Annotated in this window: 16 protein-coding genes; 6 read left to right on the forward strand and 10 right to left on the reverse strand. The window is 27.2% G+C overall.

Features of this window, described 5'->3' with window-relative positions:
* Positions 1-8: 8 nt before the first annotated feature.
* A complete protein-coding gene (locus ACH2BC_RS13435; protein ID WP_395054519.1) occupies positions 9-575 on the forward strand; it encodes an L-threonylcarbamoyladenylate synthase in 567 nt (188 codons plus the stop codon).
* Positions 576-1,994 (forward strand): CCA tRNA nucleotidyltransferase, encoded by a 1,419-nt coding sequence (locus ACH2BC_RS13440; protein ID WP_395054520.1) that lies wholly within the window; start codon positions 576-578, stop codon positions 1,992-1,994.
* On the opposite strand, the gene ACH2BC_RS13445 is transcribed toward ACH2BC_RS13440, so the two are convergent.
* Positions 1,995-2,396 carry a type II toxin-antitoxin system VapC family toxin gene (locus ACH2BC_RS13445; RefSeq protein WP_395054521.1) on the reverse strand — a complete coding sequence of 134 codons (402 nt, stop codon included), beginning with the start codon at positions 2,394-2,396 and terminating at the stop codon, positions 1,995-1,997.
* The gene (locus ACH2BC_RS13450) at positions 2,393-2,644 is read right to left on the reverse strand and encodes a type II toxin-antitoxin system Phd/YefM family antitoxin (RefSeq protein ID WP_395054522.1); all 252 of its coding nucleotides are present in this window, start codon (positions 2,642-2,644) and stop codon (positions 2,393-2,395) included. The genes ACH2BC_RS13445 and ACH2BC_RS13450 overlap by 4 nt, the downstream gene beginning before the upstream one ends.
* 143 nt (positions 2,645-2,787) lie before the next feature.
* On the opposite strand from ACH2BC_RS13450, the gene ACH2BC_RS13455 reads away from it, so the two are divergent.
* Positions 2,788-3,819 carry a heme A synthase gene (locus ACH2BC_RS13455; RefSeq protein WP_395054523.1) on the forward strand — a complete coding sequence of 344 codons (1,032 nt, stop codon included), beginning with the start codon at positions 2,788-2,790 and terminating at the stop codon, positions 3,817-3,819.
* Positions 3,806-4,348: a YceI family protein gene (locus ACH2BC_RS13460; RefSeq protein WP_395054524.1), complete on the forward strand. Its 543-nt coding sequence runs from the start codon at positions 3,806-3,808 to the stop codon at positions 4,346-4,348. The genes ACH2BC_RS13455 and ACH2BC_RS13460 overlap by 14 nt, the downstream gene beginning before the upstream one ends.
* 2 nt (positions 4,349-4,350) lie before the next feature.
* Here ACH2BC_RS13460 and ACH2BC_RS13465 read toward each other — a convergent pair whose 3' ends face one another.
* Entirely contained in the window at positions 4,351-4,827 is a 477-nt protein-coding gene (locus tag ACH2BC_RS13465; protein WP_395054525.1) for a hypothetical protein, read from the reverse strand.
* Between the two features lie 168 nt (positions 4,828-4,995).
* Here ACH2BC_RS13465 and ACH2BC_RS13470 point away from each other — a divergent pair, with 168 nt between their 5' ends.
* Complete coding sequence (locus tag ACH2BC_RS13470; RefSeq protein WP_395054526.1) at positions 4,996-5,766, forward strand: CDP-alcohol phosphatidyltransferase family protein; 771 nt, start codon at positions 4,996-4,998, stop codon at positions 5,764-5,766.
* 1 nt (position 5,767) lies between these two features.
* Here the strand turns inward: ACH2BC_RS13470 and ACH2BC_RS13475 are convergent, their stop codons facing one another.
* From ACH2BC_RS13475 to ACH2BC_RS13500, 6 genes are read right to left on the reverse strand one after another with little or no spacing between them, the layout of a single operon-like run.
* Positions 5,768-6,523 carry a LytR/AlgR family response regulator transcription factor gene (locus ACH2BC_RS13475; RefSeq protein WP_395054527.1) on the reverse strand — a complete coding sequence of 252 codons (756 nt, stop codon included), beginning with the start codon at positions 6,521-6,523 and terminating at the stop codon, positions 5,768-5,770.
* Positions 6,520-7,164, reverse strand: a complete 645-nt coding sequence (locus ACH2BC_RS13480; RefSeq protein ID WP_395054528.1) for a hypothetical protein — start codon at positions 7,162-7,164, stop codon at positions 6,520-6,522. The genes ACH2BC_RS13475 and ACH2BC_RS13480 overlap by 4 nt, the downstream gene beginning before the upstream one ends.
* A 25-nt stretch (positions 7,165-7,189) precedes the next feature.
* A complete protein-coding gene (locus ACH2BC_RS13485) occupies positions 7,190-7,507 on the reverse strand; it encodes a 2TM domain-containing protein (RefSeq protein WP_395054529.1) in 318 nt (105 codons plus the stop codon).
* A complete protein-coding gene (locus tag ACH2BC_RS13490; RefSeq protein ID WP_395054530.1) occupies positions 7,494-7,802 on the reverse strand; it encodes a 2TM domain-containing protein in 309 nt (102 codons plus the stop codon). The genes ACH2BC_RS13485 and ACH2BC_RS13490 overlap by 14 nt, the downstream gene beginning before the upstream one ends.
* 2 nt (positions 7,803-7,804) lie before the next feature.
* Entirely contained in the window at positions 7,805-9,139 is a 1,335-nt protein-coding gene (locus tag ACH2BC_RS13495; RefSeq protein WP_395054531.1) for a 2TM domain-containing protein, read from the reverse strand.
* 27 nt (positions 9,140-9,166) lie between these two features.
* On the reverse strand, positions 9,167-9,787 hold the full coding sequence (locus ACH2BC_RS13500) for a hypothetical protein (RefSeq protein ID WP_395054532.1): 621 nt from the start codon (positions 9,785-9,787) through the stop codon (positions 9,167-9,169).
* Positions 9,788-10,072: 285 nt separating this feature from the next.
* On the opposite strand from ACH2BC_RS13500, the gene ACH2BC_RS13505 reads away from it, so the two are divergent.
* Positions 10,073-10,645 carry a hypothetical protein gene (locus tag ACH2BC_RS13505; RefSeq protein WP_395054533.1) on the forward strand — a complete coding sequence of 191 codons (573 nt, stop codon included), beginning with the start codon at positions 10,073-10,075 and terminating at the stop codon, positions 10,643-10,645.
* A 369-nt stretch (positions 10,646-11,014) separates the two neighbouring features.
* Here the strand turns inward: ACH2BC_RS13505 and ACH2BC_RS13510 are convergent.
* The coding region (locus tag ACH2BC_RS13510) for a T9SS type B sorting domain-containing protein (protein ID WP_395054534.1) at positions 11,015-12,459 on the reverse strand (1,445 nt) is incomplete at its 5' end.

The raw sequence follows: 12,459 nt of genomic DNA on the forward strand, positions 1-12,459 counted from the left end.
GATATTTAATGGATATCAACACCGAAATACACAAAGCATTTGAAGTAATTCAGAACGGAGGAATTATTCTTTATCCAACAGATACTGTTTGGGGAATTGGTTGCGATGCTACTAATGTTGAAGCTGTTGCCAAAATTTACGCATTAAAAAAACGTGCCGAAACTCAAAGTATGATTGTACTTATTAATGGCGAAAAAATGATGTATAATATTTTTAAAGAAATTCCAGAAGTAGCATGGCAAATTATGGATTTATCTGAAAATCCTACTACAATAATTCTTGATAACCCAAGAAATGTTGCTGCTAATATTATTGCAACAGATAAATCTCTTGGAATTAGAGTTGTAAAAGAGCCATTTTGTTTTAAACTTTTAGAACGAATGAAAAAACCTTTAGTTTCTACATCGGCTAATATTTCTGGTCAACCAACTCCTATAGCTTTTAAAGATATTTCGCAAGAAATTATTAAAGGTGTAGACTATGTTGTAAATTTACATCAAGATAGAATTGCTGGAAAACCATCAACTATTATTAAGTTGACCAACGATTCTCAAGTTAAAGTTTTAAGAAAATAAATGAACTATAATAAAGCATTAAACAATCCAATATTTAAAATAATTGCACAAGCAAGTCAAGAACTTTCTATTGATAGTTATGTTATTGGTGGTTTTGTTAGAGATTTTATATTAGAAAGAGAATCTAAAAAAGATATCGATATTGTTGCTGTTGGAAGCGGAATTGAATTGGCGCAAAAAGTAGCATCAATGCTTCCTAAAAAACCAAAAGTACAAGTTTTTAAAACTTATGGCACAGCAATGCTAAAATTTCAAGACATTGATATCGAATTTGTTGGAGCAAGAAAAGAATCATACAATAAAGAAAGTAGAAATCCTGTAGTAGAAAACGGAACGCTAAAAGACGATCAAAACCGCAGAGATTTTACTATAAATGCCTTAGCTTTTTCTTTAAATAAAGAAAATTATGGCGAACTAATAGATCCATTTAATGGAATTTTAGATTTAGAAAATAAAACAATAAAAACTCCTTTAAATCCAGACATAACTTTTTCTGATGATCCTTTACGAATGCTTCGCGGAATTCGATTTGCAGCGCAATTAAATTTTAAAATTGAAGAAGATTCACTCAATTCTATTACAAAAAATGCTGAACGAATAAAAATAATTTCTGGAGAACGAGTTGTAGATGAATTGAATAAAATTTTATTAACCGAAAAACCTTCTGTTGGTTTTTTACTTTTATACAAAACAGGACTTTTAGATTTTATTTTGCCCGAATTGACTGCGCTAAATAATGTTGAAGAAATTGAAGGTCAAACTCATAAAAATAATTTCTATCACACATTAGAAGTTGTTGATAACATTTGTCCAAATACTGATGATGTTTGGTTAAGATGGTCGGCATTATTACATGATATTGGAAAAGCACCAACTAAAAAGTTTAATAATAAACAAGGTTGGACGTTTCATGGACACGAATTTCTTGGCGGAAAAATGGTAAAAAAAATCTTTGAACGATTGCATATGCCATTGAATAACAAAATGAAATTTGTTCAAAAAATGGTTATGATGAGTTCTAGACCAATAATTATTGCAGAAGATATGGTAACAGATTCTGCTGTGCGAAGATTAGTTTTCGATGCAGGAGAAGATGTAGAAAATTTAATGACACTTTGCGAAGCAGACATTACTACCAAAAATTCTAAAAAATTTAAACTTTATCACGAAAACTTTACTACTGTTAGAAAAAAAATAGTTGAAGTTGAAGAACGCGATCATGTTAGAAATTTTCAACCACCAATTTCTGGCGAACAAATTATGGAACTTTTTAACTTAAAACCATCAAGAGAGATTGGAGTTTTAAAAGAAGCTGTAAAACAAGCCATACTTGATGGAAAAATACCTAATGATTATCAAGCTGCTTATGAGTTAGTGTTGGAACGTGCAGAAAAAATGGGATTAAAAATTATACAATAATTACCATATTAACTGCAAACCTTCAGTTCTATAAGGACTCATATTTACATCATTAGATATTAAAGTAAAATTGTTTTTTATAGCTTGCCAAATTAAAATCCTATCAAAAGGATCTTTATGATAAACTGATTTTAATTCCCAAAAAGAAGCTGTATCATCTACATTTAATGGCAATAATTTATAACCTTGTTCTTTAAATATTTGGGGTAATTCTGAAACATTTAATTTATTTAAATCAAGTTTATTTAAAGAATATTTTATAGAAATCTCCCAAAAACTTACAGCACTAATATAAATTTCATTATCTAAATTTTTAATTTCTTGCAAAGTTGAATTTGGAATTTTATCTACATCAAATAACAACCATAGAGCTACATGTGTGTCTAATAAATAATTGCTCATAATGGTAAATCGTTTATTGGAAACTCTTCTTCGGTTGTTTCACAAAAATTATCAGCCATAAAATAACCTTCCATTTTATCAAACAATCCAACGCTTCTTTCTCTTTTTAAAGCTTTCACTTTGGGTTTAAAATATCCAATAATTTCTTTTTTCTTGCCATACGTAACCGCAATTTCTTCACCTTTTTTAACCTGTTCAATTACCTCAGAAAAATGCGTTTTAAATTCGCCAACTGTCATAGTTTTCATAACTTTAACCTTTTATTACAACAAATATAAATTTTATTTGACAACTTGACAAGAAAATAAATAAATCATTAACAAATGTTATTCTTTATATCTTAATTTTATACTTAATTTTGCAGTAAATAAAAAGGATTAGAAGTTTAAAAATGAAAAAATACTTTACAAAATCAGTCAAAATTGCATTAATATTAGTGTATTTAGTAATTGTTGCTGGTGCTTTGGTTAGAATGACAGGATCTGGAATGGGTTGTCCAGATTGGCCAAAATGTTTTGGATATTATATTCCTCCAACTGATATTGCAGCACTTACTTGGACACCAAATAAAACTTTTAAAGAAGGTCAAGTTGTAATAAAAGATGAAAAATTATTAGTTGCAAAAAGTGATTTTACAACTTCTACAACATTTGACGAAAGTCAATGGCGATTGTATACAAAACACGATTATGCCATTTTTAACGCAGTAGAAACTTGGATAGAATACATCAACAGATTAATTGGTGCGTTGGCTGGAGTTGTAGTTTTTATAATGGCAATTTTTTCGTTATGGTTTTGGAAATCTAATAAGAATATTACTTTATTTTCATGGTTAACCGTTGTGTTAATGGGATTTCAAGGTTGGCTTGGAGCACGTGTTGTGTATTCGGTTTTAAATCCTGTAAAAATTACAATTCACATGGTTGTTGCGCTAATTATTGTAGCAGTTTTACTTTATATTATAAAAAAATCATCAGGAAAAGTTTCCCATTTTATATTTGAAAAAAAGTTTAAAATAATAGTTCTTGTTACATTAGTTTTAACACTTTTTCAAATAATTCTTGGTACACAAGTTCGTCAGTATGTAGACGACCAAGTAAAAATGTTAGGTTATAATCAAATGCATTTAGTATTGCAAAATCCAACATTGTCGTTTTATGTGCATCGTTCTTTTTCTATTTTAATTCTAATTTTGAATTTATATTTATTTATTCAAAATAGAAAATTAGGTTTAGGATTTGCGAAAGTTAATTGGGTAATTGTATTAATTGCAATTGAAATTATAACTGGAATGGCAATGTATTATCAAGATTTTCCATATACTTCGCAACCAATTCATTTAGTAATTGCATCACTTCTTTTTGGAGTTCAGTTTTATATTTTTTTAGAAAGTAAATCTAAAACAAAAAATGAAATCAATTAAATTATTTATACTTATTGTACTTATGGCAAATACTTTAACAGCACAAAAATTTGTTGCAACAGATACTGATAGCAAAATTAAATTTGCCATTAAAAATTTTGGTTTAACTGTAGATGGTACTTTTTCTGGAGTAAAAGGAACTATTTTATTTGATTCTAAAAACATAGAAAAATCAGAAATTACTCTTTCTATAAATTCAAATACGGTAAATACTGATAATAAAGAACGAGACAAACATTTAAAAAAAGAAGACTATTTTAGTGTAGAAAAATTTCCATTAATTTCATTTACAAGTACTAAAATTACAAAAAAAATTGGATTAAATAAATTTTTAATCAATGGTAATTTAACTATAAAAGGTATTACAAAACCAGTAGAATTTGAAGTTACAGTTTCTAATAAAGATGCAATTCTAACTATAAAAGGAACTTTACAACTAAACAGAAAAACCTATAAAGTTGGTGGAAGCAGCATGGTTTTATCGGATAATGTAAAATTAAATTTTATTTTAAATTGCAAAGAAGAATAAGTTTAAACGACTTCTAAAATTAAATCGGTAGGTTTAATTTCAAAACTTGGCAACACGATTGCATCAATCAATTTATTTTCTAATAATGTAGCCCAAGTTTTCATATATAAAATCGTATCCGATTTTAAATTTCTATTTAAATGTTTATTATCTTCAAGTTGCGATAAAATTTCAGTATCTGAAAGCCATTCTAAATGACGTAAATCTTGTTTAGAAAATCCGAAATCGATCATTTTTTCAATAATTAAATCCATTGGAAAACCAGAAGTTGGACAATATTCTACCAATTGTTCTGACCAATCGCCACGTTTTTCTAAAGCATATTTCTGAATTTCGGCACGAGAAAAAGTAGTAACTGTTTGTGCCAAATTTCCGCAGTTGCAACTTCCCATATTTCCCCATTCATAACGGTGACCGTTTTCTAGTTGGTTTGCAGTTTTTCTTAAAGCATCGATAATTTTTAAACTTGGAGTTGCCATTGAAATAGATTTTAAGATATTTAAAATACGAAATTAAGAAATTTTAAATACAATAAAATTTCATTTTAATAATTTAACTATTGTTGAATGTTAAGAAATTGTAAAATCAATAATAAAGTTTAAATTTGCAGCTCGACTATATTGTCTATTACTTTTGTTTTAACTTAAATGTCTAAACTTGCTGCTCAAGATAAATTTTTAGATTTATCAGATTATGGTAGAACTTTCGGAAGATTATTTGCCTCACAATTAAAAGATACGCGCTTTACTCCAATTCACGTTACACTACTTTTTGGCATTTCTGGCTTGTTTGCAATATATTGTATATTAGACAATCATTATGTTTTTGCTGCCTTTTTTATAGTTTTAAAATCTATAATTGATGCTGCTGATGGAGAATTGGCTAGATTAAAAAATACACCATCCTATTCTGGAAGATATTTAGATAGTGTATTTGATATAATTCTAAATTTTATGTTTTTTATGGCTATTTGCTATGTTTCTAAAACAACAATTTGGTTTACAATTTTGGCATTTATAGGCATTCAATTGCAAGGAACATTATACAATTATTATTATGTAATTCTTAGAAATAAATCAGTTGGTGGCGATACAACAAGTAAAATATTTGAATACAAAACACCAAAAGCTTTGCCTGGAGAAAGTCAGCAATCTGTAAATATTTTATTCGGAATTTATACTGTTGTGTATGGATTATTTGATAAAATTATACATTTTTTAGATCAAGATGCTTACAAAGTTAAAACATTTCCCAATTGGTTTATGACATTACTTTCTGTGTATGGACTTGGATTTCAATTACTTATAATAGCAATTATGTTACCTTTAGGATTAATAGAATTTATAATTCCATTTTTTATAATTTATACACTTTTAATTTTTGTTTTAATTGGAATTAGAAAAGTTTATATAAAATAAATTACCCCAACCAAGTTTTAAAATCTTGAACTTTTTCTCTAGATACAATCACCTCGTCTTCTTTGTAAGTTGGCAAAATTACTTTCAATCTCGAATTGGAATGCATTTGAATTTCCTTTATCGACTTCATCGGAATTATAAATTTTCTTGAAACTCGGTAAAAATCTTTTGGATTTAATTCTGTCTCCAATTGTTCTAATGTGTTGTCTAACAGATAATTTCTGTTTTCAAAAGTATGAAGATATGTTCCTTTATTTTCGCTATAAAAACATTCTACATCTTCAATATTTATCATTTTTAATTGTTGTCCAAGCTTTATTGTAAAACGTTTTTTATATTGTGTTTCTGTAGGATTAGAAAACATCTTTTTTATTAGATCAAAATCAAGTTGAATGGTTTCCTTTTTGGGAAAACGCTCTTTAAATTTTGATACTGCAATTTCTAATTCTTCTTCGTCAATTGGCTTTAACAAATAATCAATACTGTTCAGTTTAAAAGCTTGCAACGCATATTCATCATAAGCAGTTGTAAAAATTACTGCGCTTTTAATGTCTATTTTTTCAAATATTTCAAATGATAATCCATCAGACAATTGAATATCAAGAAAAATTAAATCTGGATGATTATTTGTTGAAAACCAGTTGATTGCTTCTTCTACTGAATGTAGCATTACTGCTACTTTTACATCAATTTTTCCCAACTTTCGTTGTAATAATCTTGCAGCTGGTTTTTCGTCTTCTATTATTATAATATTCATTTTGTTGATTTGTATTTTTTAGACCAAATAAAAATTAATGGAACTATGAGTATTGATGGCAAAAGCCAAGCAATTACCGATGGAAGATACGTATTATTTACAACTAAAAATGCTGTAGTTGCAGCAATAAATGCTCCTGTCATTCGCTGAATATGAACTAATAACCAAAAAATTTTATCTGTAATTTTATTAGTATAATTTTTAAAATCTGCTAAAACCATTAATATGCTAATTGTTCCAAAAGCTAGTAAAACTAAACCAAAAGTATTAGATTTTAAAAACAAAAGTATGCTGTAAATTATAAATCCAAGTCCAAATAAAAGCATTGTACTACTTAATAACCAATCTATTTTAAGTACTTTTTGACCTTTAGGAATTCCTTTTAAAGACAAATAACGTTGTGCCGTCGCAACCATATAAATTGTAAAAACTCCAATTATAAATAAAAATAAATTGGGATGAAGAATGGTCATTAACATTCCGAAAATTCCATTTATTAACATACTATAAAAGAAAAACTTTCCAATTAATTTGTGCTTTTTGTCGCCTTTTTTTCTAATAATATTTAATGTTCCGCTTACAAGCCCAATTGCTCCAGCAAAAATGTGTACAAAAAGTAAAATTTTAAAAAGTAATTCCATATTTAAAAGTAGTTTAAGTTTAAAATTATTCCCATTTACTATTTCTATCTTTCTCCATCATTTCTTTAATTTTTTTCTCTTCCCAATTTTTACCAAAAATAATTGTTGGCATAAATGTAGAAAGCGAATCGGCCATTAAACCAATTCCCCAAAAGAAAGCTGTATAAAAATTTTCTAATTTAAAATAGCTTTCGCCAGGTTTTAAATTTTGAATATTTACAATTACAATCATTACATTAATGACAATATATACAATTAAATGTGTATAAAATCCTTTTATTTTTTTAACTCGTTTTGCAGCTTCACTGTAACGAATTTCGTCTAAAGTATTAGTTGTATTCATTTCTTTTTATATTTTTATTTTCTTCTTCAATAAATTGTTTTAACTTTTTTTCTTCCCATTCTTTGTCTAAAAAACTAAAGAAATTAAATACTTTTTTTGCGTGAAAGAACACTCCAATTCCCCAACCAAACATTGTCCAAGTAAACCATAAAACTTCTGGTGAATATCTTAGATTTAAATAAATTAATACTGACATTACTACAAGAAAAAATGCAAAATGAATATAAAATCCTTTTATTTCTGATACTTGTTTTCTTGCTTTTAAATAGCTTTGATACGCTGCATTTGTTTCCATAACTAACTCCATTTATTGGTTACATTATTCTCTTTATTCATAATTTCTCGAATCTTTTTTTCTTCCCAAGATTTTCCATATCCAAACGTTTCTAATGCATGAAAAGTAACACCTAAACCCCAACCCAACATAGGAAACCAAAACCATTGAAATTTAGAAGTGTTTAAATTTATTATTATCAAAATCGGAACTACAAAACAGTAAGAAATTAAATTTCCATAAAAACCTTTCAGTTTTTCAACACGTTCTTTTGCTCTCACAAAAGCCATATTTTCATTGTATACATTTTTAGTTTCCATAAAGGCAATTTGTTTGGTTAAAATTGGAATCATAACTTTAAAATAAGATTCGCTTTCTTCTATCACTACTTTTCTTTCAGATAATAATTTGTAACGTTCAATAATATTTTGCAATCCAACTCCTCTTCTATCTTGTAGGACTTCTTTTTTCTGTAAATTATTTTCAACTACTAAGTAATTATTTCTTATATAAATTTTAATCTGTAAAGGTTTTTGCTCACTTACAACGTTATGTTTTATAGTGTTTTCTAGTAATAATTGCAACGATAACGGAACAACTTTGGCTTCTAAATTATCATAATCTAAAGGAACATCGTACGAAATACTGTCTTCAAATCGCATTTTTAAAAGATTCATATAGGTTTTAGCAAATGCTAATTCTTCTTGAACCGTAACCAATTCTTTGTCTTTTTGTTCTAAAACATATCTGTAGATTTTAGATAATGAAGTTGTAAATTTTTGAGCATTATCTGGATTTTCTTCTATCAAAGAACTTAAAACATTTAAACTATTAAAAAGAAAATGTGGATCTATTTGATTTTTTAAACTTTCTAATTGCGCGTTGGCTGTACCAGCAATAATTTTTTGTTCTTTAAGTTTATTTTCTTGGTAGGTTTTATAAAAATGAAAGGCATATAATGAAAGCGTTACAAAAAATGTTATAATAATTGCTACTAAATAATTAGCTGGTTTTTCTGAGGCAAGAAAAGACTGAAATGAATTATCATTTACTACTACTTCCTCAAATATTCGTATTAAAAAAATAACAAACAAGGAAACCAAAAATGAACCTATAAATCCAATTATCAATCTTGGCTTAGAAAATCTATTTTTTTTAAAAACTGAATCTAAATATTTAAAAAAAAGCGTGTTAGCAATTGTAAGTGAAAAAGTATACATTGATACAAACGCAAAGTTTATAAGAAGTTTTCCATTAAAATGAATTGAATATCCTAAAACTAGATTTAAAATTTGCATCACAACAAATATGATTATTGTCAAGAATAACGTTTTACGGAAGTTTTTTAGAATGTTCATTTTACAATAAGTATTAATGCAATTAAATTATTTACATTCTTTTAATGCTTGTTGTGCTCTTTCTAAACCCCAAGTTGGATGAAATGGAGATTCTGGTTTAAAATTAGCAAATAATTCGATAGATTTTTCAATTTGAGCACAAAGTGGTTTGGTATCTGTTCCAAAATATTTTGCTCCTCCAATTTCAAATTCAGCTTTTCCAAACATAACTCTCGGATTATTTGGCGATAAAAAACTAGCTTTGGTATAAATTCCGTTTACAACTGGCGATAATTTCATTCCGTTTGTCATTGGATCATAAACTATCCAAGCAGTGTGAATCATACATTGTACAACCATAAGTTCTACATTATTAGCATCTTTAGCAGTTTCAATATCCAATGCTGTTTGAGCTTTTGTAAGCAATGAATTTATAATTTGTTTGTCTTTAGTTTGAAAAGCTGCTGTTGCATTTACTAAAGCTACATAATAATTGGGCAACCAATTTTCTTTTTCTGCAGAGGCAATTCTTTCAAATACTGCTGAAGCTTCGGTGTTTTTATTTTCGCCCCAAAGTTTTATGGCTTCTGCCATTCCTTTTTCATACTGAGATTGAGAAAATAAACTTGTACAAAATAATAATGCTAATGTTGTGATAATTTTGATCATAATTTCTAATTTTTAAAAGATTAAAATTGTTTTTGTTTTTTAATTCTGATGTAAAACTACATTGATACTATCTATTGAAAAACTATTACTTACTGAATTGTAGAATTTAATGGATGAAGTGTAATTGATTGGTAAATATTTATAAAATAAGTGTAAATTTGAAATTAAATAACACTAAAAAGATGCGACTTATCTTTCCAAAATGGAAGATAATACGTTAAAAAGATAGTACTTTAGACTGGTTGGCAGTAATTTTGCAAAAATCACCGGAAAATAAAGAAACATATGAGAGATTCAATATTTTTATTTATTATATTTTTAATCACAAACAATTATTGTTACTCGCAACAAAATAATAATAAAGAATTAGTTTTTAAAAATTCTATAGAAAGTTCTATCGAAGTAGATAGCAATAGCATAAATCCATTAATCAATAAAATAAAAACTCTTCTAAATGATGGAGATATCGATAGTTTATCGATGAACGAATACAAGAATTGTAAATCTACTTTTAAAGCAAATAGAAAATTAGTAAATAACTTAGAAGAAGTTGACGATAAAATCAATCTTAAAAATAGAACGATAAAATACTTGGAAAATAATGAAAAAATTTTAGACAGTTTTATTTTGCCTATTATTATATTCTTACATGAACCGAATCAATCAAAATTATACGATAAAAATAAACTTAACGAAGGACTTATTTTATTGGAATCTTCAGTTAACTTAACTTCAGAATTAAGTACAGCTATAGACGAGTTCTGCACAAAATATAAACTACCAAGAAAAATGAGTGAATTAGAAAAAAAGAAATATCAACAACAGATTGAGAAAACCAAAATCAAATTAAAAAACTAGAGCAAACAAAGAACTGTGCTTAAAAACAAATAAAATTTGATTTATTTTAACTTTTTTTGAGTAAGAAAAACAAATTTAGTCTTACAAGGAGAAAATAATTTATTTCGATTTTTCTTCAATAGAAAAATTTTTTTTTGGTTAATCACATCTATATTTTTCATTGTACTCTACATCATATTTTGCTAAATAAAATTACTGTTTCAATAATTTATTTCAACCTAAATTGAAAAATTACCAACTATTTTTGACCCCATTACCATTTAAAAATTGTGGGTTTTCAATAATGTTATCCTTCATAATAATAATGTATAAACAGATTTGAAATAGACAAGTGCGACAGCGGAAAAAATAATAATACAATAATAAAAATTACCTCTTCATTGAAAAATGGGATTTAAATACTTTATCTTCTCCGTTTTCAACATAAAAAACTGTAAACCAATAATCGTCTGATGGAAGTTCATACCCACGGTAAGTTCCATCCCAACCTAAACTTTCTGGACTCAATTGTTTTAAGAATTTACCGTAACGATCGTATAAAAATATTTTTGCGTTTGGTTGATCTTTTATTCCCTTTATATTCCAATAATCGTTATAGTTATCACCATTAGGTGTAAAAAATTTAACGTAATCTAAAACTATTACTTCTAAAATAAAATCAGCACAACCATTTTCATCAATTATTGTTATTTTGTGTGTTCCTGGTTGAACATTAATGAAAATACTACTTAATTGTGAAATTTCATCATCAATTTGATATCTATATTGTCCTATTCCTTTTGGATTTACAATAACTTGAATATTTTCATTAAAAGAATATTCAACCCTAACAGTTGCTATTGCTGGTTCAGATTTAATTACTACAGATAGCTTTGGTTTTGAAACACAAAATGGTGCCAAATTAGATGTAGCTACAACAAAATAATTACCAGGAAGAGATACTTCATAATTGCTGTTTGTTGCGCCTAAAATTGGAGTTGTGCTAGAATTTAAATACCATTCAAAAGTATGAGTTGAAGCACTCAAACCACTATCTATAATATAATTACTTAATAAACTTCCTGTAATTTGATCAAAACAAACTGCTCCATCTTTTGGAGTTGGTTCAGGTAATAAAGTAACTCTTAAATTAAATGAAGTTATAGCTTCACATTTATTTACTGTATTATTATTAATAACTTTTACATAAATTGGTTGTGGATTTGATGTGTTCTCAAAAGTATTTAAATTGGATATAGGATTATTTGTATTTAAATCTGAAATTGATAAAAAATACTGAATTTGATAATCTGGAATTCCAAATTGTGTGCCTAAAATAATTGAATTAAAACTTTCAAGATTGTATTGTGCATAACCATCATTATCATTAAATTCATCACAAATTGTTGATTGTAAAACAGTTGGTTGAAAAGCAAAAGTTGCCGTTTCGGCAATCAAAGTTAGTGGTGATAAACTTCTACAACCAGTTGTATTATTTTTTACACTTACCCAAATACTTGTTGAAATACTATTGTATAAAGTTGGTAGTGGATTCAATCCATTTAAAGCTTCATTTTGTAATAGATGGTAAGAAACAATGAACTGAGAAGAGTTTTGACCAGCTAATGCCTCAACATTTTTTGTGCTTAAATTAAAAGGTGCTAATCCAGTTGATAGAATTTTACAACTGTAATAATCTGTCATTGTTCCTATTGAAGGTAATGGTAGTGTTGTGATGGTTGCTGTACCACTTTGTGCTTGGCTACAACTTGGTGTTGGACTTACCACACTTGTTGCACTACTAACCAAACTATAAACTGTTGTGGTGGTAGTTG

The organism is Flavobacterium sp., assembly GCF_043760115.1.
GTDB lineage: Bacteria > Bacteroidota > Bacteroidia > Flavobacteriales > Flavobacteriaceae > Flavobacterium.